The organism is Agromyces cavernae (assembly GCF_021044935.1).
Classification (GTDB): Bacteria; Actinomycetota; Actinomycetes; order Actinomycetales; family Microbacteriaceae; genus Agromyces; species Agromyces cavernae.
This window is the reverse complement of sequence record NZ_JAJNMP010000003.1, coordinates 712,519-736,351: the sequence shown is the minus strand read 5'-3', so window position 1 is coordinate 736,351 and position 23,833 is coordinate 712,519. Positions and strand designations below refer to the sequence as shown.

The following is a 23,833-nucleotide window of genomic DNA, read 5'->3' as shown; positions in this document are numbered from 1 at the left end:
CTTGCGTTCTGCTGAAGGCGGGCAGCGCTACGCGGCGGACTCCGACCGGTGTGCGAGCCCCTCGAGGTACTCGCCGAGCAGGCGAGCGGATGCCGCTTGCATCGGCGGCCCGTATTCGGCGCGCTGCGCGCGCAGCTGCTCGGCGGTGAGCCCGTACTCGGGCAGCTCGTCGCCCCAGGCGGCGAGCCAGTCCTCGTGGATGGCGTCGTCGACCTCGGGGTGGAACTGCACGGCCAGCAGCCAGTCGCCGCGCGCGAACGCCTGGTTCTCGTATTGCGCAGACCCGGCGAGCCGCACGACGCCCTCGGGCAGGTCGAACGTGTCGCCGTGCCACTGCACGGTCGGCACGCCCGCGAAGTGCCGCACGGGCGAGTCGACGCCCGCCTCGGTGGGCTCGACCGTGAGCCAGCCGACCTCTTTGCGCTCGCCCTTGAAGGCGCGTGCGCCGAGGGTCTTCGCGAGCAGCTGGGCGCCCAGGCACACGCCGAAGATCGGCGCCTCGGCGTCGATGCGCGTGCGCAGCAGCTCGATCTCGTCGGCGAGGTACGGGTAGAGGTCGGTCTCGTAGGCGCCCTCTTCGCCGCCGAGCACGACGACCAGGTCGGGTGCGAGCGCGTCGAGCCCCGAGACATCCGTCGACGGCGCGTCGACCGTGACGATCTCGTAGCCGTGCGCCTCGAGCGTGGGCGCGAGGTTGCCGAGGCCGATCGTCGAGTCGTGGCGCAGCACCAGCGCGGTGCGTGGTCTCGAGACGCGTCCGGCTTCGCGTGGCGCTCCTCGACCGGCGATGCTCACTCGAGGCCCTTGATGACGATCGCGTCGGTGGGCGGCGCGGGCTGGTCGGGTTCGACGTACACGTCGGGCTCGATGTAGATGACCCGCGCCGAGGGCACGGCCGTGCGGATGCGCTGCTCGATGACGTTCGTCGCGGCGGCGATCTCGAGCACCTTCTGGTCGGCGGTGAAGCCGAGCTTCGCGGCGACGAGCAGCTCGTCGGGGCCGAGGTAGAGGGTCTTCATGTGGATGATGCGCTCTGCCTCGGGGCCGTTGACGATCGCCTGCTCGATCTTCTCGACGTCGTCGTCGTTGGCGCCCTCGCCGACGAGCAGCGACTTGGTCTCGATGCCGAGCACGATGGCGACGAGCACGAGCAGGGTGCCGATCATGAGCGTGCCGATCGCATCGAACAGCGGGTTGCCGGTGATGACGGTGAGGCCGACGGCGAGGAAGGCGAAGATGAGGCCGACGAGCGCGGCGATGTCTTCGAGCAGCACGACGGGCAGCTCGGGAGCCTTCGCACGGCGCACGAACTGCACCCAGCTCTGCTTGCCGCGCACGTGGTTCGACTCGATGACGGCGGTGCGCAGTGAGAACGACTCGAGCACGATCGCGATCGACAGCACGAGCAGCGGCAGCCACGCGTTCTCGAGCTCGTGCGGGTGCTGCAGCTTGTCGACGCCCTCGTAGATCGAGAAGATGCCGCCGATCGAGAACAGGATGATCGAGACGACGAACGCGTACACGTACCGCTCGCGGCCGTAGCCGAACGGATGCTCCTTGTCGGCCTTCTTCTTCGCCTGGCGGCCGCCGAGGATGAGCAGCAGCTGGTTGCCCGCGTCGGCGACCGAGTGCACCGCCTCGGCGAGCATCGACGCCGACCCCGAGAAGAACCATGCGATGAACTTCGTCAGGGCGATTCCCGAGTTGGCGAGGAATGCCGCGATGATGGCTTTGGTGCCGCCCGATGCGCTCATAGCAGCAATCCTAAACGGGGCGAGTCGGGCGGTGTCGCGCGCACCCACGGCGCGCTCATGGCGTCAATCCTAGGATGGTCGCATGAGTGCTGCAGACCCCGTGAGACTGCCCGCGATCGCGTTCCTCGGCGCCGGTTCGATGGCCCGGGCGATCATCGCCGGGCTGCTCCAGCCGGGCGTCGTGGTCGACGGCGGCATCCGCACCACCAACCGCACCGCCGAGAAGGCGGCCGAGTTGGCGGGGCTCGAGGGCGTCACCGCGTACGCGACCGAGACGGATGTCGCAGCCAACCACGCGGCGGTCGCCGGCGCCGCGCTCGTGGTGGTGGCCGTGAAGCCCGCGATGGTGCCCGACCTGCTGCGAGAGATCGCCGATTCACTCGAGCCGGGAACGGTCGTGGTGTCGGTTGCGGCCGGCGTGACCGTCGAGACGTTCGAGTCGCTGCTGCCCGACTCCGTCCCGGTGATCCGCTCGATGCCGAACACGCCCGCGGTGGTCGGTCGCGCCGTCACCGGTGTCTCGGCCGGCACCCGCTCGAGCGAAGCCGACCTCGCGCTCGCCGTGTCGCTCTTCGAGACGGTCGGCGAGGTGCTCGTCGTGCCCGAGTCGCAGCTCGACGCGCTCTCGACGATCTCGGGCTCGGGGCCTGCCTACGTCTTCTACCTGATCGAGCAGCTCACCGCGACTGCCGTCGACAAGGGCTTCACGCCCGAGCAGGCCGCGGCCATGGTGCAGGGCACGTTCCGCGGTGCGAGCGAGCTGCTCGCGTCGAGCGGCGAAGACCCCGCCGAGCTGCGTCGTCGGGTCACGAGCCCCAAGGGCACGACCGAACGGGCGATCGCCGTGCTCGAGGCATCCGACCTCAAGCAGACGTTCGACCGCGCCACCGACGCCGCGCTCGCACGCGCCCGCGAGCTCGCTGCGGGCGCCTGACGGTCTCGCGAATTCCGCTGCGGGGTGCATTCGCGCCACCCGCACCGCGTGTCGCGGCCGGATCTGGCCGGAATGCACCCCCGGAAGGGATTCGGACGCGGCCGTTCACGAACCCGACGTCATGCCGGGCGCGGCGCGCGTCGACGACGGGTGGCGAGCCAGACGCCGAGCGCTCCGATGCCGGCGCCGGCGACGGCGACGGCACCGATGGCCAGGCCGCTCGCGACGGCTTCGGCATAGGCGGGTGCGAGCTCGGGATTCGAAGCGAGCTCACCCTCGAACCCGAAGGCGAAGCCGAGCCCGAACACCCACGACGCGACGATGACCGCTGCCGGGATGGGTCCGATCTTCCGCATGTCACTCCTTTTCGACGTGACCCGCCAGCCTATCCCAGCTGAGATGGAATTTCCTGTTCAGATCTATTTTTCGCGGGTCCATGCGGTTCGCTCGGAGTGGACATGACTTCCCTCACGGAGTGGGCTATGGTCTTCGGAAGCCCGCCAGCTGAAGAAGGGAAGCGAGCTCATATGTCAGGCAAGTCCCCCCGTGGAAACGACTCGAAGAAGCAGCCTCAGCTCTCGTTGAAGGAGAAGCGAGCACAGAAGCGCGAGAAGGCCGAAGAGGGTCTGATCAAGACGCGCAAGCGCTGATTCGGCCGGGTCCGCCGAGCCCGACGATTCGGGCTCAGCGAACCCGCTCGAGCAGCACCATGACCTCGAAGTGCGTGGTCTGCGGGAACATGTCGAAGACGCGAGCCCGCATCGGGCGCAGTGACGGCATCGCCGCGAGATCCTTCGCCAGCGAGGCGACGTTGCAGCTCGAATAGAGGACGTGCGAAGCGTCGGATGCCTCGAGCCACGCGCTGAGCTCGCCGCCGATGCCGCGCCGTGGCGGGTTCACGATCACGAGATCGGGGGCCGCGTCGGCCTCGATCGCGAACGCCGTGGCATCGCCGGCGGCGAAGCGCACACGCGAGAGCGCCGCATCCGATCGACTGAGCTCGGCGCTCGCGACCGCCTCGACGCTCGTCTCGATGCCGGTGACGGCAGGGCCGCCGGCGCTCCCGCCGCCGGCGGCGCCGGCGATGTGCAGCGCGAACCCGCCGACGCCCGAGTACAGGTCCCAGGCGGAGTCGGGGGCGAGGTCGCGGATCCAGTCGCGCGCTTCGGCGTAGAGCGCCGCGGCGATCTCGGTGTTCGTCTGGAAGAAGCTCTGCGGGCGCAGGTGCATCGTCACGTCGTTGAGGCGCATCGGCAGGGTGTCGGCGTCGGTGAGCACGATCTCGTGCTCGCCCTCGAGCACCGCCTTGTGCTCGGGAAGCACGTTCGCGGTGACGACGCGCGTCTGCGGCAGCTCGGCGAGCAGCGTCGGCAGGTGCTTGCGGATGCGCCCGACCGGCTCGGTCGACCGCAGCACGAAGCGGATCATGAGCTCGCCGTCGGGCGACTCGGTGACGATGAGGTGCTTCAGCTCGCCCGTGCGACTCCGGACATCGTACGGAGTTGCGCGCGCGAGCGTGATGAACCGGGCGAGCGCGGGGAACGCGGCCCGGTGGCCGGGCGAGCAGATGCCGCACGCCTGCAGGTCGATGCCGTGGTCGTCGGCGTCGAGGATGCCGATCGTGGGCGCGTCGACCGTGCCGCCGACGACCATCTTGGCCTTGTTGCGGTAGCCCGACTCGGCGCTCGCGATCGGAGGGAGCCATTCGGGCTCGTCGAACGGGGCGAGCAGGTCTTCGGCGTGACGCTGCTTGTCGGCCACCTGGCGCGCATACGGCTGTCCCATGAGCGAGCACGACGTGCAGCGCCCGGCGTCGAAGTACGCGCAGTCCACGGGTCAATCCTCGCACCCGCACTCGCGCGCGATGTCGCCCGAATGGTCGTCTCAGTGGGTGGATCCCGACGATTCACGCGACATCGGCGAGAGGCGACGACGGGTGCGCGGGCTTCTGCTTCGGATTCCGTCGTTGATCGATCTGGACACCGATGAAATCGACCGATTTCGCAGATTGTGCAACGAAATCGTTGACCGTGTGATCGCCGCGTCGCTAGCCTGCGGGCACGACGAGGCACGAGACGAAGGAGTCGAGATGGCGAAGCACGGTGATGACGAACTGGGGATGTCGGCGGGCATCAGCCGACGAGACCTGCTGAACGGCATGGCCGTCGCGGCCGGCGCGGCGGCGCTCACCGCGGTGCCTGGCGGGGCCGCGCATGCGCAGGCCGGCGGGCACGCGGCGGCGAGCCGACCACGCCAGACGGGGCTCGTCGGCCAGACCGACGCCGCTCGGTCGGCCGGCCACGGGGGGACGTTCGGGGGCGCCGACTTCGGCACGCCGAAGCGCCTTCGCGAGGCGTACGACCTCGTGGTCGTCGGCGGCGGCGTGAGCGGTCTGGCGGCGGCGCACTTCTACCGCAAGCGGTTCGGCGACGACGCGCGGATCCTCGTCATCGAGGCGCTCGCCGACTTCGGCGGACACCAGCACCGCAACGAGTTCTCGGTGCGCGGTCGCACACTGCTCAGCAACGGCGGCATGGTCAACCTCGACAGCCCCGACACGTGGAACGCGCCGTCGCTCGAGCTCATGGACGATCTCGGCATCGACTTCGCCGAACTCGCCGAGGGCGTCGACACGGGACTCTACGGCGGAATGGGTCTGACCAACGGCTACTTCTTTCCCGAGGAGGCGTTCGGCACGGACACCTTCCTGCGGCGGGCGCCGGGCGAATCGACCGCCTCACTCGTCTCGCGCCTGCCGCTCTCGCAGCAGGCCCGCGACGACATCATGCGCATCGAGAACTTCTCGACCGACGTGCTGCCCGGTCTGAACGACGCCGAGAAGAAGCAGGCGCTCGCCCGCATGACCTACCGCGAGTACCTGCAGAACTTCGTCGGCGTCGGCGACGAGGCCCTCGTCTTCTACCAGAAGCGGCCGCACGGGCTGTGGGGCGCCGGTATCGAGGCCGTGCCCGCGGGCGACTGCTGGGGTGTCGGATACCCCGGCTTCCGGGGTCTCGGGCTGAGCCCCGAGCCCTACCCCGGCATCGGCCGCACCCCGGCGATGTCGCTGACCACGACCGACGAGGAGCTGTACTACTTCCCCGACGGCGGAGCCACGGTGTCGCGCCTCCTCGTCTCCCGGCTGATCCCGCAGGTCTTCGGCGGCGTGCAGACCCAGGAGAGCATCATCGGGGCCTCGGCGAACTACGCGTTGCTCGACCACCCGAAGTCGCCCGTGCGGATCCGGCTCAACAGCATGGGCACGAGCGTCCGCCACCGCGAGGGAGCCTCCGGCCCGGTCGACGTGACCTACGTCAACGGCGGGCGCGCGTACCAGGTCGAGGCGAAGCACGTCGTGATGGCGTGCTGGAACGCCGTGTCGTCGTACATCGTCGACGGGCTTCCGGCCGAGCAGGTCGAGGCGATGCGCTACGGGGTCAAGGTGCCGCTCGTCTATGCCCGCGTCGCCGTGAAGGACTGGACCGCGTTCGCGAACGCCGGTGTCTCGCGGATCACCCCGTACAACCACTTCTGGGACAGCCTCGGCCTCGCGACGCCAACCGACCAGGGCGGGTACCGTTCGGCGCGCGAGCCGAAGGAACCCATCGTCGTCAGCCTCTCCAAGACGCCGAACCTGCCGGGCGAGCGCATCACCCGCGAGCAACACAAGGCCGGCCGGCGCGAACTCCTCCAAGTCACGTTCGCCGACTTCGAACGAGACATCCGCGACCTCATGCAGCGCTCGCTCGGCGACTTCGGGTTCGACGCCAAGCGCGACATCGCCGCCATCACCGTCAACCGCTGGTCGCACGGCTACGCCTACGAGTACAACTCCATCGCCGACCCTGCGATCTTCGAGCCGCTCGAGCAGCAGCCGTTCCAACTCGCGCGCGGCTCGCACGGCAGCATCACGATCGCGAACTCCGACGCCGCGGCCTTCGGGTACACGCATGCCGCGGTCGACGAGGCGAGCCGGGCGGTCGCCGAGCTGGGCTGAACGCAGCGGTCAGAGGCCCATTCGACGCCGGTCGCCGCGGCGAGACGCGACTCGTGCGACTCGCCGCGGCGGACCAGGTCCGGCTACGGCTCGAAGCGGTAGCCCATGCCCGGCTCGGTGACGAAGTACCGCGGCTCGGCCGGCACCGGCTCAAGCTTGCGGCGCAGCTGGGCGACGTACAGGCGCAGGTAGCCGGCGTCGTTCGCGTGGAACGGTCCCCACACCTCACTCAGCAGCATCTGCCGGGTGAGCAGCTTGCCCGGATTCTTCAGGAACAGCTCGAGCAGGCGCCACTCCGTGGGCGTCAGGCGCACGGATGTCGCGTGCCCCGAGTCATCCGTCGACCGGATGGTCTTCGCGGCGAGGTCGACGGCGAGCGGGCCGATCGCGTAGGCCGCGGCATCCGCTTCGCCGGTGGTCGACCTGGCCCGCGCGCGGATGCGGGCGAGCAGCTCGTCCATGGCGAACGGCTTCGTCACGTAGTCGTCGGCCCCGGCGTCGAGGGCGTCGACCTTCTCGGCCGAGTCGGTGCGGCCCGAGAGCACGAGGATCGGCACCTTCGACCAGGCGCGCACCGCCCTGATGACGTCGACGCCGTCGACCTTCGGCATGCCGAGGTCGAGCAGGATGAGGTCGGGGTGCGCGTTCGCCGCGAGGTCGATCGCTTCCGCGCCGTCGCGCGCGGCGATCACCTCGTAGCCGCGCGCCCCCAGCGTGATGCGCAGCGCCCGTTGCAACTGGTCGTCATCGTCGGCGAGGAGGATCCTCATCGCACCTCCTCATCGGTCGTCGGCAGGGTGACGAGCATCGTGAGGCCGCCGCCCGGAGTGTCCTCGACCTCGAGCGTGCCGTCCATGCCCTCGACGAATCCCTTCGACAGGGCGAGACCGAGGCCGAGGCCGGTCTCGTTGTCAGTGTCGCCGAGGCGCTGGAACGGCGTGAACACCTCGTCGCGGCGTTCGGCGGGGATGCCCGGGCCGCGGTCGACGACACGGAGTTCGGAGCGGTCCTGGAACGAGCTGGCGGCGAGCCTGATCCGCTCACCGGGCGGGCTGTGCCGCACGGCGTTGGCGAGCAGGTTGACCACGACGCGCTGCAGCAGCACCGCGTCGGCGAGCACCGGCCGAAGGTCTTCGGCGAGATCGAGTTCGACCATGCCCGGCCCGAGGTTGAGTTCATCGAGCGCGGGGAACACGACGTCGGCGAGATCGGTCGGAGCGAGCTGCACTCCGAGGGCCCCGGCCTGCACCCGGCTCACGTCGAGCAGGTTCGTGACGAGCTCGGCGAGCGAGTCGAGGCTCTCGGCGGCGGTGTCGAGCAGCTCCGTCCGCTCGGCAGCGGGCAGCTGCAACTCGTCCGAGCGCAGGGCGCTGATCGCCGCCGACGCCGAGGTGAGCGGGCGGCGCAGGTCGTGGCCGACCGCGGCGAGCAGTGCCGAGCGCACCCGGTCGGTCTCTGCGAGCTCGTCGGCAGCCCCGGCCGCTTCGGCGAGGGCGCCGTGCTCGATGGCCTGGTCGATCTGCGTCGCGATCACCTGCAGCAGCCGGCGCTCGGATGCCGCGAGGTCCTGTCCGTGCAGTTCGAGCACGCCGCGAGTGCCGATCGGCACGTTCGTCACGTTCGCGGTCTCGCCCTCCCGAGCGGGCTCGCCGTCGGCGACGCGAGGCTCACCGTCGACGAGGAGGCGCACCCCGGTGAGACCGAACGCCTCCCGCGTGCGGGTGACCATCGCCTGCAGCGCATCCTCGCCGCGCAGCACGCTGCCCGCCAAGGTCGCGAGCAGCTGCGATTCGGCCGTGGCGCGGCGCGCCTCGCGCGAGCGTCGCGCCGCCTGGTCGACGACGTAGCTCACGAGCAGGGCGTTCGCGACGTAGAACCCGAGCGCCAGGAACTGCCGAGGGTCGGCGATCGTGAGCGTGTACAGCGGGGGGACGAAGAGGAAGTTGAGCGTGAGACCCGACAGCACCGCCGCGAAGAGGCCCGGCCAGAGCCCGCCGACGAGCGCGACCACGATGACGAGCAACTGGTACGCGAGGACGTCGCTCGTGATCGACGACTCGGTGCGGAAGACCACGAGCAGCCAGCTGAGCAGCGGCCCGGCCGCCAGGGCGAGCGCGAACCCGGCGATGAGGCGCCGCCTGCTGAGCGCCCCGCCGAGCTTCGGCAGCGAGAACCCCGAGCCCGCCGCGGCGTGCGTGACGATGTGCACGTCGATGTCGCCCGACTCGCGGATCACGGTCGCCCCGATGCCAGGACCCGAGAACGCCGCTGCGAGCCGCGACCTGCGGCTCACACCGATGACCAACTGGGTGGCATCCGCCGCTCTCGCGAAGTCGACGAGCGCTTGCGGCACGTCTTCCCCGACGACCTGGTGGAAGGTTCCGCCGAGCTGTTCGACGAGGGTGCGCTGCGTGTCGAGTGCACCCGGATGCCGCGCCCGCATGCCGTCGGGATTCGTGACGTGCACCGCGATCAGCTCGCCGCCCGACGCGCGTGAGGCGATGCGGGCACCGCGGCGCAGCAGCGTCTCGCCCTCGGGCCCGCCGGTGAGGGCGACGACCACGCGCTCCCGGGCCTCCCACTTGCGATCGATGCCGTGCTCGGCGCGGTAGGTCTTGAGCGCCTGTTCCACCTCGTCGGCCAGCCAGAGCAGTGCGATCTCGCGGAGCGCGGTCAGGTTGCCGAGGCGGAAGTAGTTCGAGAGGGCCGCGTCGATGCGGTCGGCCGGGTAGACGAGCCCGCCGGCGAGCCGATCGCGCAGGGCCTGCGGTGCCAGGTCGATGACCTCGATCTGGTCGGAGGCGCGCAGCACGGCGTCGGGGATGGTCTCGCGCTGCGGCACACCCGTGATCTGCAGCACCACGTCGCCGAGTGACTCGATGTGCTGCGTGTTGACCGTCGAGATGACGTCGATGCCGGCCTCGAGCAGCTCGTCGACGTCCTGCCAGCGCTTCGCATGGCGGGCGCCGGGAGCGTTCGTATGGGCGAGCTCGTCGACGAGGGCGATCTCGGGTCGGCGGGCGAGCACCGCGTCGAGATCCATCTCCTCGAGGCCGAGGCCCCGGTGCTCGAACGTGCGCCGCGGCACGACCTCGAGGCCGTCGACCATCGAAGCAGTGGCCTTGCGCCCGTGGGTCTCGACGAAGCCCACGACGACATCGTGGCCCTCGTCGAGGAGCCGCTTGCCCTCTTCGAGCATCGTGTAGGTCTTGCCGACGCCGGGGGCGGCGCCGAGCAGGACCCGAAGCCGCCCCTTCTTCATGCTCCTACCCCTCGAGTCCGGCGAGGGCGAGATTCAGCTGCAGCACGTTGACCGTCGGTTCGCCCAGGTACCCGAGGTCCCGTGCCTGAATCCTAGACTCCACGAGATCGGCGACCTCGGATTCGGGCAGGCCGCGGGCCTCGGCGACACGAGACACCTGCAGCCGGGCGTAGTCGGGGCTGATGTGGGGGTCGAGACCCGAGCCCGACGCGGTCACGGCGTCGGGCGGGACATCCGCCTCGGAGACGCGGTTGAACTCGGCCACCTGGACCTTGCGCTCCTCGATCGCGGCGATGAGGTCGGCGTTCTCGGGGCCGTGGTTGCTGCCGCTCGAGGCGCCGCCGTCATAGCCGTCGCCCGCCGCGGACGGCCGGGACTGGAACCATTCGGGGAGCGGGTTGCCATCGGCATCCGTGAAGGACTGCCCGATGAGGCTCGAGCCGACGACCTCGCCGTCGACCGTGACCTGCGAGCCGTTGGCCTGGGCCGGCAGCACGAGCTGGCCGATCCCGGTCACGACGACCGCGTAGGCGATGCCGAGCACGGCGGTGAAGATGAGCATCGCGCGGACCGCGACCCAGTGGGTCCGCACCGTGGTGCGAGTGGAGCTCATGTGTCTTGGGTTTCCTTTCGAAGTTGTCGCCGGTCGAGTAGGCCCGCCAGGGCCGTATCGAGACATGGGTGGGTCTCGATACGCTCCTTCGTCGCTACTCGACCGACGCATGGGCCTAGAACCCGGGGATGAGGCGGACGACGAGATCGATCAGCCAGATGCCGATGAACGGGGCGATGATGCCCCCGACGCCGTAGATGAGCAGATTGCGGTTCAGCACCGCGGATGCCCCGAGCGGACGGTATTTCACGCCGCGCAGCGCGAGCGGGATCAGGAGCACGATGATGATCGCGTTGAAGATGATCGCCGAGAGGATCGCCGAGGCGGGCGAGTGCAGCTGCATGATGTTCAGCACTGCGAGCCCCGGGAAGATCCCCGCGAACATCGCAGGGATGATCGCGAAGTACTTCGCGATGTCGTTCGCGATCGAGAACGTCGTGAGCGCGCCGCGGGTGATGAGCAGCTGCTTGCCGATGGCCACGATCTCGATGAGCTTCGTCGGGTCGGAGTCGAGGTCGACCATGTTGCCGGCCTCCTTCGCGGCTGACGTGCCCGAGTTCATCGCCACGCCGACGTCGGCCTGCGCGAGCGCCGGCGCGTCGTTCGTGCCGTCGCCCGTCATCGCGACGAGGTTGCCGCCCTGCTGCTCGCGCCTGATGAGCGCGATCTTGTCTTCGGGCGTGGCCTCGGCGAGGTAGTCGTCGACGCCGGCCTCCGCCGCGATGGCTTTCGCGGTGAGCGGGTTGTCACCCGTGATCATCACGGTGCGGATGCCCATCCGGCGGAGCTCGGCGAACCGCTCGGTGAGCCCGTCCTTGACGATGTCCTTCAGGTGGACGACGCCGAGGATGCGGGTGCCGCCACCGGCCGACCGCTGCGCGACGACGAGCGGCGTACCGCCGCTGTTCGAGATCGCGTCGATGCGCTGATCGAGCTCCTCGTGCACGCTCGACGGGATGCGGCCGTCGTGCTCGACCCAGGCGATGACCGCGGAGCCGGCGCCCTTGCGGACGATCGAGCCGTCGGTCAGGTCGAGACCCGACATCCTCGTCTGCGCCGTGAACGGCACGACCTCGCCGGCGGGAGCGGACTCGAAGCGGATGCCCCGTTCGGCGGCGAGCGCCACGATCGACGAGCCCTCGGGGGTCGGGTCGGCGAGCGACGCGAGCGCCGCGGCTCGTTCGAGCTCGGTGACGTCGACACCGGGCATCGGCACGAAGTCGCTCGCGCGGCGGTTGCCGTGCGTGATCGTGCCCGTCTTGTCGAGGAGCAGCGTCGTGACGTCACCCGCCGCCTCGACCGCGCGGCCCGACATCGCGAGCACGTTGCGCTGCACGAGCCGGTCCATGCCGGCGATGCCGATGGCCGAGAGGAGCGCACCGATCGTCGTCGGGATGAGGCAGACGAGCAGGGCGATGAGCACCGGGATGCTGGCCGGCGCGGCCGCGTACGACGCGATCGGGTTCAGCGTGAGCACGACCACCAGGAAGATGATCGAGAGGCTCGCGAGCAGGATGTTCAGCGCGATCTCGTTCGGCGTCTTCTGGCGCGCCGCGCCCTCGACGAGCGCGATCATGCGGTCGACGAAGGTCTCGCCGGGCTTCGACGTGATGCGGACGACGATGCGGTCGGAGAGCACCCGGGTGCCGCCGGTGACCGCGGAGCGGTCTCCGCCGGACTCGCGCACGACCGGGGCGGACTCGCCCGTGATGGCCGACTCGTCCACCGAGGCGATGCCCCAGACGATGTCGCCGTCGCCGGGGATCGTCTCGCCCGCCGACACGACGACGAGGTCGCCGAGCTTCAGATCGGCAGAGGAGACCTCGGCGAGGGGAGTGCGCTCGGCAGGGGCATCCGACACCTCGTCGTAGGCCGTGACGCGGTGCGCGACGGTCGACGTGCGCGTCTGGCGCAGCGTGTCTGCCTGGGCCTTGCCTCGGCCCTCGGCCACCGCCTCCGCGAGGTTCGCGAAGATCACGGTGAGCCAGAGCCAGACGGCGATGGCCCACGTGAATGACCCGGGGACCTCGGTGCCGCCCGAGGCCTCGGCGCCGCCGAGGAAGGGTTCGGCGATCGCGAGCACGGTCGTGAGCACGGCGCCGATCTCGACGATGAACATGACGGGGTTGCGCCACATCTCGCGTGGATCGAGCTTGCGGAGGGCACCGGGCAGCGACCGCACGAGCTGGGCCGGGCCGAAGCCGCCCATCGGGCGCTTCGACGGCGAACCCATCGGCCGTGGGGTGTGGCCGGTCATTTCGGAGATGGTCTGGGATGACATGGATCAGTTCAGCCCTTCAGCCAGGGGACCCAGCGTGAGAACGGGGAAGTAGGTGAGCGCGGTCACGATGACCGTGACGCCCACGAGGAGGCCGACGAACTGCGGTCGGTAGGTGGGCAGGGTTCCGGCGGTCGCCGGCACCCTGTCCTGTGCGGCGAGCGAGCCGGCGAGGGCGAGCACGAACACGATCGGGATGAACCGGCCGAGCAGCATCGCGACGCCGAGCGCCGTGTTGAACCACGGGGTGTTCGCGGTGAGACCCGCGAACGCCGAGCCGTTGTTGTTCGACGCGCTCGTGAAGGCGTAGAGCACCTCGCTCATGCCGTGGATGCCGGGGTTCCAGATCGAGGTCGTCTCGACGTCCTCTCGGACTCCCGGGATCGCGAAGCTGAGCGCAGTACCCGCGAGCACGAGCGTCGGCGTCACGAGGATGTACAGGCTCGCGAGCTTGATCTCGCGCGGCCCGATCTTCTTGCCGAGGTACTCGGGCGTGCGGCCCACGAGCAGGCCCGCGATGAACACGGCGATGATCGCGAGCACGAGCATGCCGTAGAGGCCCGAGCCGACGCCGCCGGGTGCGACCTCGCCGAGCATCATGTTGAGCATCGGCATCATGCCGCCGAGCGCGGTGTACGAGTCGTGCATCGAGTTCACGGCGCCCGTCGAGGTGAGCGTCGACGTCGAGCCGAACAGCGTCGACGCGAAGATGCCGAAACGTGCCTCCTTGCCCTCCATCGCGCCGCCGGCGAGCTCGGGCGCCGTGCCGTTGCCGGCGGCCTCGAGCGCGCTGAGCGCGGTGAGCGAGATCACGAAGAGCGTCGCCATGACCGCGAGGATCGCGTAGCCCTGCTTGTTCGAGCCGACCATTCTGCCGAAGGTGCGGGGGAGGGCGAACGGGATCGCGAGCATGAGCACGTTCTGGAACAGGCTCGTCCACGCTGTCGGGTTCTCGAACGGGTGCGCCGAGTTCACGTTGAAGAACCCGCCGCCGTTCGTGCCGAGCAGCTTGATCACCTCTTGGCTCGCCACGGGGCCGCCGGGCACGTTCTGGGTGTTGCCCGCAAGCGTGGTGATCTCAGTGAAGCCGTTGAAGTTCTGCACGACGCCGCCGATGATGAGCACGACCGCGCCGACTACCGAGAGCGGCAGCAGCAGGCGGAACGAACCTCGGAACAGGTCGACCCAGAAGTTGCCGATCGTTCCCGAGCCGCGGCGCGCGAAGCCGCGAACGAGGGCGATCGCCACCGCGATGCCGACGGCGGCCGAAACGAAGTTCTGCACGGCGAGGCCGGCGAGCTGCACCGTGTAGCCCATCGTGAGTTCGGGGGAGTACGACTGCCAGTTCGTATTCGCGACGAACGAGGCGGCCGTGTTGAACGACAGACCCTCGGGCACGGCCGGCAGGCCGAGCGAGTAGGGGAGCACCGCCTGGGCGCGCTGCAGCACGTAGACGAACAGCAGGCCGACGACCGAGAATGCGAGCACGCCGCGCAGATAGGAGGGCCACGACTGCTCGGCGCGCGGGTCGACGCCGATGAGGCGGTAGAGGCCGCGTTCGACCTTCCAGTCGCGGTCGCTCGAGTAGAGGTGCGCCATGTAATCGCCGAGGGGGCGGTAGATCAGCGCGAGGATGAGGACGAGGGTGGCCGCCTGCAGGACGGCGAACAGCACCCCCATCAGAACCGCTCAGGTTTGACGAGGGCGTACACCAGGTACACCACGGCGGCGACGCACAACGCGGCAGCGAGGAGTTCGAAGAAGATCACAGCTTCTCGACCCCCCTGGCGATGAGGCCGACGACCACGAACACGGCGATGATGCCGAGGATGTAGACGACGTCGAGCACGAAGACTCCAGATTCACGGATGACGCGGGCCGCGGGTCGCGGCAGGCGGGCAGGTTTTCGACAAGCTCAACCAGCACTTGCGATGCAACACCCGGGGGACAGGCCGCGGCCCGATCCTCACGGATCCCTAACGCACGGCGGCGCCGATCCTCACGCGCCGCTCACGGCATTCGCGGCGTGGCCTCCTGCCCAGCGGCGATGATCGGCGCGCTCGCCGCGATACCGTTGGCCCATGGGCGCAGCGGAGATCATCTCGGTCGTCTCCGAGGTGATCGGATGGATCGCCCTCGGCGGCGGCCTCGCGTGCCTGCTGCTCGCGCTGCTCATCCGCATGGCCGACGGCCGCTGGCTGCGTACCGACGCCGTCGTCGTCGACTTCGAAGAGCACAGCGTCGTGCGCTGGTTCGCCGAGGGCGCGTTCCACTCGCGCATCCTGGGTTCCGAGGAACGAGACCACGTCACCCGCCCCGACGAGGAGCCGGCGTACTACAAGCAGCGCGACCCCGACCGGTTACGGCTCCACGAGCCGCCCGCGGGGCGCCGAGTCATCCGCAACGTCGGCCTCGTGCTGCTCGGCATCGCAGCGCTCGCGGGCCTGGTCGGCCTCGTGGTCATGTTCGTGGGTTGACCCTCGGGGCCGAGGCTCGTCGATCAGCGCTCCCGCAAACCCTCCCACTCACGCATGAGGTCGGGCATCCTCTCGTCGATGAAGCGGTAGAACCGGGCCATCTCGCGGGCGCGCAGCGAGCCGGCCGCCTGCTCGTCGCCGATCGCGTCGGCGGCGCGGTCGCCGAGTTCGGCGATGACGCCGTAGACCGGGCTCTTCGCCATGAGCGCCGTGTACCACGCGTCGTCGAGGAACTCCCACCGGTCGCGGCGGCTGCCCGCCTGCGGCACGCGATGGAGGATGCCGATCTGCTCGAGGTAGCGCACCGCGCCGGAGATCGCCGCGGCGCTGACGCCCAATTGCTCGCCGAGCTCGCTCGCCGTGAGGCCGCCCTGCTCCGCGACGAGCAGCGCCATGAGCACGCGCGCCGGCATCCGGGGGAATCCGGCGGCGGTGAGGACCGCGGCCGACTGCTCGACCGTGGCTCTCAGGGCCTGCTCGTCGCGTGGCATCCGATCAGTCTTTCATCCGCCGGTGGATACCTCTCGTCGCCGCATCGCGACCACCGCCGCCGCCCCGGCGGCGAGGCCGATCGCGAGCATCCAGAGCCCGCCCGACCAGTCGGTGCCGTCGCCCGAGGGGACGGGTGAGTGGGCGAACGGCGACAGGTTGTTCAGCCATTCGGGCAGCTGCAGGATGGGGCCGAACGTCCCGAGGATCGCGGCGACTCCGACGATCGTCCAGCCGAGTGGAATCGTCGCACGCGGCAGGAATGCGAACACGAGCAGGGTCACGCCGAGGAAGACGAGGCACGCCGGGAGCTGCGCCGCCGCTGCCTCGAGGACGTTCGGGATGAGGGACTCGGGGTCCTCGGCTCGACCGGCGCCCAGCACGCCCGCGAGGCCCGCCGCCGCGAGCACCACGATGATCACGATGACGCCGACGATCCAGTACTCGAGCAGCCAGCGCACGCGCGGCACGCGCGTCGCGAGCACGAGCTCGGCGGTGCCGTGGACCTCTTCCTGACGTGCGCGGATCCCGACCTGCACCGCACAGCATGCGGCGAGGATTCCGACGACCCCGTAGAACGTGGCCACGAACGTCTGCTCGATGGAGGCCTCGGCGCCGATCGCCCGCCGCAGGATCTCGATCACCTGGGGATTGCTGCCCGCGACGTCGCCGACGATCGACGACAGCGAAGTGGCGAGCAGGCCGGTCGCGATTCCCCCCGCGGTCCACGAGAGCAGGATCGAGAGATTGAGACGCCACGCGAGCCCGAACGAACTCGAGAGCACGGGCCCGGCGGCGGCGCGCCCGACCCTGCCCGGCAAGAGGCTCGCGCCTTGGTCGCGCACCGACTGCAGCGCGAACACGACGCCGACGAGGACCGCGGCGAAGCCGAGCGGCACCAGGAGCGGGCGCAGGTCGTTCTCGACGAAGGCGCCGGTGAGCTGCCCGTAGCCGATCGGCGACAACCAGCTCGGCCATGCGGGCGTCAGGTGCAGCAGGTCCTCCGACGGCGTGCCCGCCGCGTCGCCGACTCCGCGCAGCAGGTAGGCGGCGAGCACGAAGGCGACGGATGTGCCGTTCGCTCCGCGAGAGGTTCGGAACAGCTGCGCGGCGAACAGGCCGAACGCGAGGAACGCGATGCCGGATGCTGCGATCGCGGCGCCCGCGACGAACGAACCACCGGCATCCAGCCCCGCGCCGATGAAGGCGAGGGCGATCAGCAGCCCGAGTCCGACGTTCGCGAGGACGCCGTGCGCCAGGGTGGCGATCGTCGGCAGGATCCGGCCCGCCGGCGTCGACGCGATGTACTCCGCGCGTCCCTGCTCCTCCTCCATGCGCGTGTGGCGCACTGCGAGGAAGGTGCTCATCAGGCCGCCCAAGAGCGCGAGCCAGGCGAAGAGGAGGAAGAAGGCGAACGCCCCGTCCTCGATCCCGTTCGGCGTGCCGCGGAAGACGAGGATCGTACGTGTGGCGATGGCGATGCCCAGGATCTCCCGGCGGTCCTCGGCCTCCCCGTAGGTGTCGAAGACCGCCGACACCGAGGCGTAGGCGAGCAGCGCCGTGCCCAGCAGCCACAGCGTGAGCTGCAGGCGGTCGCGGCGGATGCGCTGCCCGAGCAGTACGACGAATCGAGTCACGATCGCGGCGCCTGTCCGAGCGTGGCGAGCTCGTCGCCGTAATGGCGGAGGAAGAGCTCCTCGAGCGACGGCGGCGAGACCGTGAGCCCCTGCACGTCGAGGCCGGCGAGCATGGGAAGCACGCCCGCGACTCGGTCGCTGTCCACGGTGAACCGCACACGCCCGCTGTCGATCACGAGATCGTGGGCACCGTCGGTCGCGTCGATCGCCGCCTCCTGGCCGGGCTGGTGCACGAAGGCGATCTCGGTGCGCGTGAGGTGCCGCAACTCGGCCATCGTTCCGCTCTCGACGGCCTTGCCCTCCCTGATGATCGTCACGCGGTCGCAGAGCTCCTCGACCTCCGACAGGATGTGGCTCGACAGCAGTACGGTGGCTCCGTCGGCGGCGACGCGGTCGATCTCGCGGTTGAAGACCTGTTCCATGAGGGGGTCGAGGCCGCTCGTCGGTTCATCGAGGAGGTACAGGTCGGCCGGCGTCGCGAACGCGGCGATGAGCGCGACCTTCTGCCGGTTGCCCTTGGAGTACGCGCGGCCCTTCTTGCGCGGGTCGAACTGGAACACCTCCATGAGGCGCTGCTTGCGGGCCGCATAGGCCGCCTCGTCGGTGGCGCCGCCGCGCAGCCGGCTCAGGAGGTCGATCGCCTCGCCGCCGGTGAGGTTCGGCCACAGGCTCACGTCGCCCGGCACGTACCCGATGCGCCGGTGCAGCTCGGCGGCGTCGGTCCAGGGATCGCTGCCGAAGAGGGTCGCCTCACCGCCCGACGCGCGGGCCAGCCCGAGCAGGATGCGGATGGTCGTGGACTTCCCGGCGCCGTTCGGCCCGAGGAAGCCGTGGATCTCCCCGGCGTCGACCGTGAGGTCGAGCCCGTCGAGGGCGGTGGTGCGCCCGAACCGCTTCTGGAGGCCTCGGGTGCTGATCACGGTGTTCATGCGCGTGATGCTACGCCGGATTCACAATTTTGTGAATCTTCCTAATGGATCCCTAACGCCCGGGGAATTCGCGGATGCCGGCCGCCATCGTCAGCCAACGAGTTCGCGGAGCGATCGCACGTAGGCGCCGGGCGACACGCCCGCCACCTCGCGGAAGTCGTGCTGGAGGTGCGCCTGGTCCACATACCCGAGCTCGGCGGCCAGCGTCGCGAGGTCGACCCCAGCGGGCGCGGCCAGGCGGCGTGCGACCTCTTGCAAGCGCACGAGACGGGTCACACGCTTCGGTCCGAGCCCGATGCTGTCGTGCAGGGCGCGCTGCACGGCACGCTCGCTCACCCCGAACGCGATCGCGAGCGAGTCGCCGGCTCGCGAGCGAAGCCGCGCCAGCAGCTCGTCGAGGACGGCGTTCGCCAGCCTTCCGTCGGAGCCGATCGGATGCCGCTGCAGTGCGCTCGCGATCACGCGATCGGCCGTGGCGGCGCGGGCGTCGACGCCGTCCGCCGCGGCGATCTCCTCGAGTACCCCGTACAGGCGGGGGTCGGTCGCCGCCGACACGGCGAACGTGCCGTCCACCAGGTCGGCCGCGGCGAGGTCGGCGAGCACGGCGAGCCCGGCCGGCCGCAGGCGCACCGCGAACACCGCTCCGCGCTCGCGGATCTCGCGGCGCCACGCGCCGCTCTGTGCACCGGTGACGACGAGCTGAGCGGGCACGGCACCCTCCTCGATCGAGAGTGTGACGGCGGGCTGCGTCACGATGCGCTGGTCGATCTCCTCGCCAGGTCCGAGACGCCACTGCACGTGCCAGTACCGGTCCACCACGTGGGCGATGCGCGGGTCGGGATCGATCCAGCGTGCGCCATAGCGTTCGAGATTGGCCGGATGCAGCATCCCCGTGCGTTCCTCCGGCCCGATCGGTCGGCCGGGTGCACGATCGTCGCCCGCGCTCACCACCCCAGTCTGTCGCCCGGTCGGATTTCTACAAGACCCCGACCGCGGGAACGTCGAGGATGGGGCCATGATCGAAGCCCTGACCAGACTCGACTGGATCGCGATCGGGCTGGCGACGCTCGCGTCGTACGTGCTCGGCGCGCTCTGGTTCACTCCGCTCTTCGGCCGCGCCTGGGATCGCTCACTCGGGATCAGCCGTGAGCGCGGCACCCGCTACCCGCCGATCTACTACCTCATGCCGTTCGTCAGCAGTGTGCTCGTGAGCGTGGCGACGGCGATCCTCGTCACGGCCATCGGCGCCGAAGGGTGGGGCGAGTCCGCCGTCCTCGGCCTCGTCGTCGGAATCGGCTACTCGGCCGCGGTCACCTTCACCAATGCGGTCAACCCGGTGACGCCGCATCCGCTCGCGTTCGCCGCGATCACGGGCTCGTACCACGTCGTCAGCGCCGTCGCGGCAGCGGTGATCATCGGCGCGTTCTGACGCGCCGGCTACTCGAGCGACGCGAACTTCTCGATGTCGCCCTCGGTTCCGGTCACGATGATGAGGTCGTGGTTCGAGACCACCGTCTTCTCGGTGGCATACGTGAACGGCTTTCCGGGGCTCTTCACGCCGACGACGGTGACGCGATGCTTCGAGCGCACGCCCGACTCGGTGAGGTTCTTGCCGCGGATGGGCTTCGGCGGGTACATCTTCACCAGGGCGAAGTCGTCGTCGAACTCGATGAAGTCGAGCATGCGGCCGCTGACGAGGTGTGCGGTGCGCTCGCCGGCCTCGCGTTCGGGGTAGATGACGTGGTTGGCGCCGATGCGCTGCAGGATCTTGCCGTGCGAGGCCGAGATCGCCTTCGCCCAGATCTGCGGGATCCTCAGGTCGACGAGGTTGGCCGTGATGAGCACGGATGCCTCGATCGACGATCCCACCGCACATACGGCGATCGAGAAGTCCTGCGCACCGATCTGGTGCAGTGCGTCGATGTTCCTCGCGTCAGCGACGACCGCGTGGGTCACGCGCTCCGACCACTTCTGCACCAGGGTCTCGTCGGTGTCTACGGCGAGCACTTCGCGGCCGAGTCGGTCGAGTTGACCGGCGGTCGCGGCGCCGAACCGGCCGAGGCCGATCACCAGCACCGGTGCGTCATGTCTGATGCGATCAACCAACGATGGGCCTCTCTTCGGGACGCTTGAACAACTGCCGCCGCTGGCTCGCGGCCAGGGCCGCGGCGAGTGTCACTGTACCAACCCGCCCCATGAACATGGTGGCGGCCATGACGTAGACCCCCTCGGGTGGAAGCTCGGCCGTGAGCCCCGTCGAGAGTCCGCACGTGGCGAACGCCGAGATCACGTCGAACAGCACGTAGTCGAACGGCTGCTTCGTGATCTGCAGCAGCGCGATCGAGGCGACCGCCACGATCGTCGCGCCCCACAGCACGACGCTCACCGACAGGCGCAGCATGTCGCGGGGGATGCGCCGGCCGAACGCCTCCATCGAGGGCGCGCCGCGCGCCTCGGCGAACGCGGCGAGGAACAGGACGGCGAGCGTGGTCACCTTGATGCCGCCCGCGGTCGACGCGGAACCGCCGCCGATGAACATGAGCATGTCGGACACGAGCAAGCTCGACCCGTTGAGCTCGTGCATGTCGATCGTGGCGAACCCGCCCGACCTCGTCATCATCGACATGAAGAACGACTGGAAGATCGTCGGGCCCGCGTCGAGCTGCCCGTACGTGCGCGGGTTGTTGTACTCGAGCAGCAGGAACATCGCCGCGCCCGCGACGAAGAGGATCGTCGTCGTCGCGAGGGTGAGCTTGACGTGCACGCTCCACCGGTGCGGGTTGCGCCACGCCCGCGCGAGCGCGAAGATCACCGGGAACCCGAGGCTGCCGAGGAACACGCCGATCATGAGCAGCGACTGCATCCAATAGTCCTCCACGAACGGCGCCATGCCGCCTGGATTCGGGCTGAATCCCGTGTTCGTGAATGCCATCGCCGAGTAGTAGAAGCTGTACCAGACCGAGTGCCAGGCGTCGTATCCCGCGACGAGCATGCTGGGCACCATCGCGATCGCGATCGTGAGCTCGATGACCAGCGCGCTGATCGCGACCGTGGCGAGCAGCCCGCCGACCTCGCCGAGGCGCACCGCCTGCCGCTCGGCGACCGGGCCGACGTGGATGCGCGACGGGTTCGTGTCGCTCGCGGCGATGAGCTTCGCCCGCAGGCCGAGGCGACGCGAGATCACGAGGCCGAGGATCGACGCGAGGGTCAGCACGCCGACGCCGCCGATGTTCACGCCGATGAACACGAGCGTGTTGCCGAACGGCGACCAGTGCGTCGCCATGTCGACGGTCGCGAGACCCGTGACGCAGATGACCGAGACCGCGGTGAATACGGCGTCGTGCAAGGGCGTGACCTGGCGGTCGGCGCTCGCGATCGGCAGTGAGAACAGGACCGTGAACAGCAGGATCAGCGACGCGAAGATCAGGATCGCGAATCGCGACGGCGAGCTCTTGACGAGCGCGTCGAGCGCATCGCGCGCCCGACCCAGCCACGACCGTCTGTCGACTCGACCCAGACGGCCCAGCTGCTGTGCGCGCATCGATGCCCCCTGCCTGACCAGCCAACGCGAGAGTCATGGTACTCCCCGCGAGGAATGACTACCCTTGGGGCATGGCTGACATCTTCGATGTGGTGGCGGACGCAACGCGACGCGACATCCTCGCGGTGCTCCTCGAACGCGAGGGTGCGGTGCCGCAGTCGGGCGGCGAGATCAGCGTCTCCGAGATCGTCACAGCGCTCGGCGCCAGTCAACCCACGGTGTCGAAGCACCTCAAGGTGCTCCGCGAGTCCGGCCTCGTCGCCGTCCGCGAAGAGGGCCAGCACCGCTACTACAAGCTCGACCGCACGCCGCTCGAAACGCTCGAGGACTGGCTCATTCCGTTCACGTCATCCGATGCCGCTGCCGACGCCGCGACGCTCGCGGGCGCGGGCGCCGCAGCGGGCAACGAGATTCCGCTCAACGAAGAACAGCGGGCGTTCGCCTCGGCGATCGGCAAGGCCTTCGCCGAGACCGCGCATCAGGTCACCGCGGCGGTCGCTCCCAAGAAGCGCCGCTGAGTCGGTCGAGTGGGTTGAGGAGGCGCGCCGGCGCCGTCTCGAAACCCCTGGATTCAGATCGCGACCAGCGCGACCGCGAACCCCACGCACGCTGCCGCGCACGTGATGGTGCGCACGTGGTTCCACGTCTGCCAGCCCGGGCGGAACGCCGTCCACGCCGACCCCAGCGCCGCCGCATCCTCGGGCGCGGCCGCCAGGCGGTTGTTGCGCGGCACGTTCGCACCGGCCGTCACGCCGATCGCACCCGCCAGGTAGACGACGCCCGCCGCCACCGCCCACCACGTCGCGTCGCCGAGCGCTCCCGCGATCGCGAGGCCGAGCACCACGAGCGTGACGAGCCCTGTGCCGAACAGGGCGAGCATGAGCGGTGCACGCACGGCCGTGACATTGATGCCGCGCATCGCACGAGCCGCATCGGCGGCGGGCAGCCGGTCGAGCCCCTGCGTCACGAAGCCCGAGAACGCGTAGAACACGCCGGCCATGACGCCGGTGCCGAGGATGGCCAGGATGAGGAGCGCCGTGAGGAGTGCGAGCATGCGCCCAGTCTGGCGTGGATTCCTTCGGTCGAGTAGCGAGCGCAGCGAACGTGTCGAGACCCGTGGGTTGAGGAGGCGCGCCGGCGCCGTCTCGAAACCCTTGGGTTGAGGAGGCGCGCCGGCGCCGTCTCGAAACCCTTGGGTTGAGGAGGCGCGCCGGCGCCGTCTCGAAACCTCGGGCCGTCGGTCAAGGGTTTCGAGACGCTCGCTGCGCTCGCTCCTCAGCCAGCGACGGGTGCTCAGCGCAGCGGCTTGATCATCTCGAGTTCGAGGCCGCCCGGTTCGAGCTCGTACTCGCGGCTGCGACCCGTGAGCGTGAAGCCGAGCTTCTCGTAGAACCGGATCGCCCGCGGGTTGTCCTCGTGCACCTCGAGCCGCAGCGTGTCGCCGAAGCCCCGCGCCCATTCCTCGACCGCCACGAGCAGCAGCCGCGACACCCCCGCGGCATCGCCGCGGTAGTCGGGTGCGACGTACACGCCGACAAGCAGCGGGCCGGTCGCGGCATCCGGAATGTACCCGCCCATGTGCCCCACCCAGCGGTCGCCGTCGATCGCGACGATCGACGCCTGCCCGTGCGTCGTGCCGCGTGCGGCGCGTGCGCGCCAGCCGGCTTCCTCGACGTCGAGCGCGTTCGCGAGGGTCTCACCGTAGGCGAGCGGGAAGTCGCGCAGCATCTCGAGTCGCAGCGCGCGCACCGCCTGCCAGTCGTCGGGTTCGGTGGTGCGGATGACGACGTCGCGGTGGCGCATTCCTCGACGGTAACGCATCGCGCACGGGGCGCGCCTCCGAGTCCGCTAGACTATCCCGAGGCTTTCTGCCTTCGGCTGCGGCATGCGCGGCCGGCTCGATCTTTTTCTGTGAGGTTCTG

General features: G+C 69.8%; 24 protein-coding genes. 6 read left to right on the top strand and 18 right to left on the bottom strand.

All coding sequences use genetic code 11. The features are described from left to right. Nucleotides 1-27: 27 nt before the first annotated feature. Both LQ757_RS14735 and LQ757_RS14730 read right to left on the bottom strand, forming a co-directional pair. Nucleotides 28-795 (bottom strand): glutamine amidotransferase-related protein, encoded by a 768-nt coding sequence (locus tag LQ757_RS14735; RefSeq protein ID WP_231047999.1) that lies wholly within the window; start codon nt 793-795, stop codon nt 28-30. Then, the gene (locus tag LQ757_RS14730; protein WP_231047998.1) at nt 792-1,754 is read right to left on the bottom strand and encodes a cation diffusion facilitator family transporter; all 963 of its coding nucleotides are present in this window, start codon (nt 1,752-1,754) and stop codon (nt 792-794) included. The genes LQ757_RS14735 and LQ757_RS14730 overlap by 4 nt, the downstream gene beginning before the upstream one ends. Before the next feature lie 82 nt (nt 1,755-1,836). Between LQ757_RS14730 and proC the strand changes: the two genes are divergently transcribed. Next, nucleotides 1,837-2,688, top strand: a complete 852-nt coding sequence (gene proC, locus LQ757_RS14725) for a pyrroline-5-carboxylate reductase (RefSeq protein ID WP_231047997.1) — start codon at nt 1,837-1,839, stop codon at nt 2,686-2,688. Between the two features lie 119 nt (nt 2,689-2,807). Here the strand turns inward: proC and LQ757_RS14720 are convergent, their stop codons facing one another. Next, the gene (locus tag LQ757_RS14720; RefSeq protein WP_231047996.1) at nt 2,808-3,044 is read right to left on the bottom strand and encodes a hypothetical protein; all 237 of its coding nucleotides are present in this window, start codon (nt 3,042-3,044) and stop codon (nt 2,808-2,810) included. Between the two features lie 171 nt (nt 3,045-3,215). On the opposite strand from LQ757_RS14720, the gene LQ757_RS19235 reads away from it, so the two are divergent. After that, nucleotides 3,216-3,338, top strand: a complete 123-nt coding sequence (locus tag LQ757_RS19235) for a hypothetical protein (RefSeq protein ID WP_255681419.1) — start codon at nt 3,216-3,218, stop codon at nt 3,336-3,338. Nucleotides 3,339-3,372: 34 nt separating this feature from the next. On the opposite strand, the gene rlmC is transcribed toward LQ757_RS19235, so the two are convergent. Beyond that, complete coding sequence (gene rlmC, locus LQ757_RS14715) at nt 3,373-4,521, bottom strand: 23S rRNA (uracil(747)-C(5))-methyltransferase RlmC (RefSeq protein ID WP_231047995.1); 1,149 nt, start codon at nt 4,519-4,521, stop codon at nt 3,373-3,375. A gap of 256 nt (nt 4,522-4,777) precedes the next feature. Here rlmC and LQ757_RS14710 point away from each other — a divergent pair, with 256 nt between their 5' ends. After that, entirely contained in the window at nt 4,778-6,685 is a 1,908-nt protein-coding gene (locus tag LQ757_RS14710) for an NAD(P)-binding protein (protein ID WP_231047994.1), read from the top strand. An 83-nt stretch (nt 6,686-6,768) separates the two neighbouring features. Here the strand turns inward: LQ757_RS14710 and LQ757_RS14705 are convergent, their stop codons facing one another. The 6 genes from LQ757_RS14705 to LQ757_RS14680 all read right to left on the bottom strand — a co-directional run bounded on the left by LQ757_RS14705 (nt 6,769) and on the right by LQ757_RS14680 (nt 14,607). Beyond that, a complete protein-coding gene (locus tag LQ757_RS14705) occupies nt 6,769-7,455 on the bottom strand; it encodes a response regulator (RefSeq protein ID WP_231047993.1) in 687 nt (228 codons plus the stop codon). Then, entirely contained in the window at nt 7,452-9,947 is a 2,496-nt protein-coding gene (locus tag LQ757_RS14700) for a DUF4118 domain-containing protein (RefSeq protein ID WP_231047992.1), read from the bottom strand. Before LQ757_RS14700 ends, LQ757_RS14705 begins: the two co-directional genes overlap by 4 nt. Before the next feature lie 4 nt (nt 9,948-9,951). Then, entirely contained in the window at nt 9,952-10,560 is a 609-nt protein-coding gene (gene kdpC, locus LQ757_RS14695) for a potassium-transporting ATPase subunit KdpC (RefSeq protein ID WP_231047991.1), read from the bottom strand. Between the two features lie 115 nt (nt 10,561-10,675). Beyond that, nucleotides 10,676-12,793 (bottom strand): potassium-transporting ATPase subunit KdpB, encoded by a 2,118-nt coding sequence (kdpB, locus tag LQ757_RS14690; protein ID WP_304504441.1) that lies wholly within the window; start codon nt 12,791-12,793, stop codon nt 10,676-10,678. A 51-nt stretch (nt 12,794-12,844) separates the two neighbouring features. After that, nucleotides 12,845-14,518, bottom strand: a complete 1,674-nt coding sequence (gene kdpA, locus LQ757_RS14685) for a potassium-transporting ATPase subunit KdpA (RefSeq protein ID WP_231047990.1) — start codon at nt 14,516-14,518, stop codon at nt 12,845-12,847. Continuing rightward, nucleotides 14,518-14,607, bottom strand: coding sequence for a potassium-transporting ATPase subunit F (locus tag LQ757_RS14680; RefSeq protein WP_231047989.1), 90 nt, complete (start codon nt 14,605-14,607; stop codon nt 14,518-14,520). Before LQ757_RS14680 ends, kdpA begins: the two co-directional genes overlap by 1 nt. Nucleotides 14,608-14,919: 312 nt before the next feature. Here LQ757_RS14680 and LQ757_RS14675 point away from each other — a divergent pair, with 312 nt between their 5' ends. Further along, nucleotides 14,920-15,315, top strand: coding sequence for a hypothetical protein (locus LQ757_RS14675; protein ID WP_231047988.1), 396 nt, complete (start codon nt 14,920-14,922; stop codon nt 15,313-15,315). 23 nt (nt 15,316-15,338) lie between these two features. Here LQ757_RS14675 and LQ757_RS14670 read toward each other — a convergent pair whose 3' ends face one another. From LQ757_RS14670 to LQ757_RS14655, 4 genes are all read right to left on the bottom strand, one after another. Continuing rightward, nucleotides 15,339-15,806 (bottom strand): GbsR/MarR family transcriptional regulator, encoded by a 468-nt coding sequence (locus LQ757_RS14670; protein WP_231047987.1) that lies wholly within the window; start codon nt 15,804-15,806, stop codon nt 15,339-15,341. A gap of 12 nt (nt 15,807-15,818) precedes the next feature. After that, nucleotides 15,819-17,441, bottom strand: coding sequence for an ABC transporter permease (locus LQ757_RS14665; protein WP_231047986.1), 1,623 nt, complete (start codon nt 17,439-17,441; stop codon nt 15,819-15,821). After that, entirely contained in the window at nt 17,438-18,370 is a 933-nt protein-coding gene (locus tag LQ757_RS14660; RefSeq protein ID WP_231047985.1) for an ABC transporter ATP-binding protein, read from the bottom strand. Before LQ757_RS14660 ends, LQ757_RS14665 begins: the two co-directional genes overlap by 4 nt. A 90-nt stretch (nt 18,371-18,460) precedes the next feature. Further along, nucleotides 18,461-19,318, bottom strand: a complete 858-nt coding sequence (locus tag LQ757_RS14655; RefSeq protein WP_231047984.1) for an AraC family transcriptional regulator — start codon at nt 19,316-19,318, stop codon at nt 18,461-18,463. Nucleotides 19,319-19,385: 67 nt separating this feature from the next. Here LQ757_RS14655 and LQ757_RS14650 point away from each other — a divergent pair, with 67 nt between their 5' ends. Then, nucleotides 19,386-19,799, top strand: coding sequence for a DUF1761 domain-containing protein (locus LQ757_RS14650; protein WP_231047983.1), 414 nt, complete (start codon nt 19,386-19,388; stop codon nt 19,797-19,799). Nucleotides 19,800-19,807: 8 nt separating this feature from the next. Here the strand turns inward: LQ757_RS14650 and LQ757_RS14645 are convergent, their stop codons facing one another. Together LQ757_RS14645 and LQ757_RS14640 are read right to left on the bottom strand one after the other, a co-directional pair. Beyond that, nucleotides 19,808-20,476 carry a potassium channel family protein gene (locus LQ757_RS14645; protein WP_231047982.1) on the bottom strand — a complete coding sequence of 223 codons (669 nt, stop codon included), beginning with the start codon at nt 20,474-20,476 and terminating at the stop codon, nt 19,808-19,810. Next, nucleotides 20,469-21,911, bottom strand: coding sequence for a TrkH family potassium uptake protein (locus LQ757_RS14640; RefSeq protein ID WP_231047981.1), 1,443 nt, complete (start codon nt 21,909-21,911; stop codon nt 20,469-20,471). Before LQ757_RS14640 ends, LQ757_RS14645 begins: the two co-directional genes overlap by 8 nt. 71 nt (nt 21,912-21,982) lie before the next feature. On the opposite strand from LQ757_RS14640, the gene LQ757_RS14635 reads away from it, so the two are divergent. After that, the gene (locus LQ757_RS14635; protein WP_231047980.1) at nt 21,983-22,429 is read left to right on the top strand and encodes an ArsR/SmtB family transcription factor; all 447 of its coding nucleotides are present in this window, start codon (nt 21,983-21,985) and stop codon (nt 22,427-22,429) included. Between the two features lie 53 nt (nt 22,430-22,482). Here LQ757_RS14635 and LQ757_RS14630 read toward each other — a convergent pair whose 3' ends face one another. Together LQ757_RS14630 and LQ757_RS14625 are read right to left on the bottom strand one after the other, a co-directional pair. Then, nucleotides 22,483-22,965 (bottom strand): anthrone oxygenase family protein, encoded by a 483-nt coding sequence (locus tag LQ757_RS14630; protein WP_231047979.1) that lies wholly within the window; start codon nt 22,963-22,965, stop codon nt 22,483-22,485. Nucleotides 22,966-23,204: 239 nt separating this feature from the next. Continuing rightward, entirely contained in the window at nt 23,205-23,714 is a 510-nt protein-coding gene (locus tag LQ757_RS14625) for a GNAT family N-acetyltransferase (RefSeq protein WP_231047978.1), read from the bottom strand. Nucleotides 23,715-23,833: the final 119 nt, after the last annotated feature.

What these genes read in the sequence shown, in the direction of transcription:
- LQ757_RS14730 (WP_231047998.1), bottom strand. Translation starts at nt 1,754, where the DNA reads ATGAGCGCATCGGGCGGCACCAAAGCCATCATCGCGGCATTCCTCGCC.
- proC (WP_231047997.1), top strand. Translation starts at nt 1,837, where the DNA reads ATGAGTGCTGCAGACCCCGTGAGACTGCCCGCGATCGCGTTCCTCGGC.
- LQ757_RS14720 (WP_231047996.1), bottom strand. Translation starts at nt 3,044, where the DNA reads ATGCGGAAGATCGGACCCATCCCGGCAGCGGTCATCGTCGCGTCGTGG.
- LQ757_RS19235 (WP_255681419.1), top strand. Translation starts at nt 3,216, where the DNA reads ATGTCAGGCAAGTCCCCCCGTGGAAACGACTCGAAGAAGCAGCCTCAG.
- LQ757_RS14710 (WP_231047994.1), top strand. Translation starts at nt 4,778, where the DNA reads ATGGCGAAGCACGGTGATGACGAACTGGGGATGTCGGCGGGCATCAGC.
- LQ757_RS14705 (WP_231047993.1), bottom strand. Translation starts at nt 7,455, where the DNA reads ATGAGGATCCTCCTCGCCGACGATGACGACCAGTTGCAACGGGCGCTG.
- LQ757_RS14700 (WP_231047992.1), bottom strand. Translation starts at nt 9,947, where the DNA reads ATGAAGAAGGGGCGGCTTCGGGTCCTGCTCGGCGCCGCCCCCGGCGTC.
- kdpC (WP_231047991.1), bottom strand. Translation starts at nt 10,560, where the DNA reads ATGAGCTCCACTCGCACCACGGTGCGGACCCACTGGGTCGCGGTCCGC.
- kdpB (WP_304504441.1), bottom strand. Translation starts at nt 12,793, where the DNA reads ATGGGTTCGCCGTCGAAGCGCCCGATGGGCGGCTTCGGCCCGGCCCAG.
- kdpA (WP_231047990.1), bottom strand. Translation starts at nt 14,518, where the DNA reads ATGGGGGTGCTGTTCGCCGTCCTGCAGGCGGCCACCCTCGTCCTCATC.
- LQ757_RS14675 (WP_231047988.1), top strand. Translation starts at nt 14,920, where the DNA reads ATGGGCGCAGCGGAGATCATCTCGGTCGTCTCCGAGGTGATCGGATGG.
- LQ757_RS14670 (WP_231047987.1), bottom strand. Translation starts at nt 15,806, where the DNA reads ATGCCACGCGACGAGCAGGCCCTGAGAGCCACGGTCGAGCAGTCGGCC.
- LQ757_RS14660 (WP_231047985.1), bottom strand. Translation starts at nt 18,370, where the DNA reads ATGAACACCGTGATCAGCACCCGAGGCCTCCAGAAGCGGTTCGGGCGC.
- LQ757_RS14650 (WP_231047983.1), top strand. Translation starts at nt 19,386, where the DNA reads ATGATCGAAGCCCTGACCAGACTCGACTGGATCGCGATCGGGCTGGCG.
- LQ757_RS14640 (WP_231047981.1), bottom strand. Translation starts at nt 21,911, where the DNA reads ATGCGCGCACAGCAGCTGGGCCGTCTGGGTCGAGTCGACAGACGGTCG.
- LQ757_RS14635 (WP_231047980.1), top strand. Translation starts at nt 21,983, where the DNA reads ATGGCTGACATCTTCGATGTGGTGGCGGACGCAACGCGACGCGACATC.
- LQ757_RS14630 (WP_231047979.1), bottom strand. Translation starts at nt 22,965, where the DNA reads ATGCTCGCACTCCTCACGGCGCTCCTCATCCTGGCCATCCTCGGCACC.
- LQ757_RS14625 (WP_231047978.1), bottom strand. Translation starts at nt 23,714, where the DNA reads ATGCGCCACCGCGACGTCGTCATCCGCACCACCGAACCCGACGACTGG.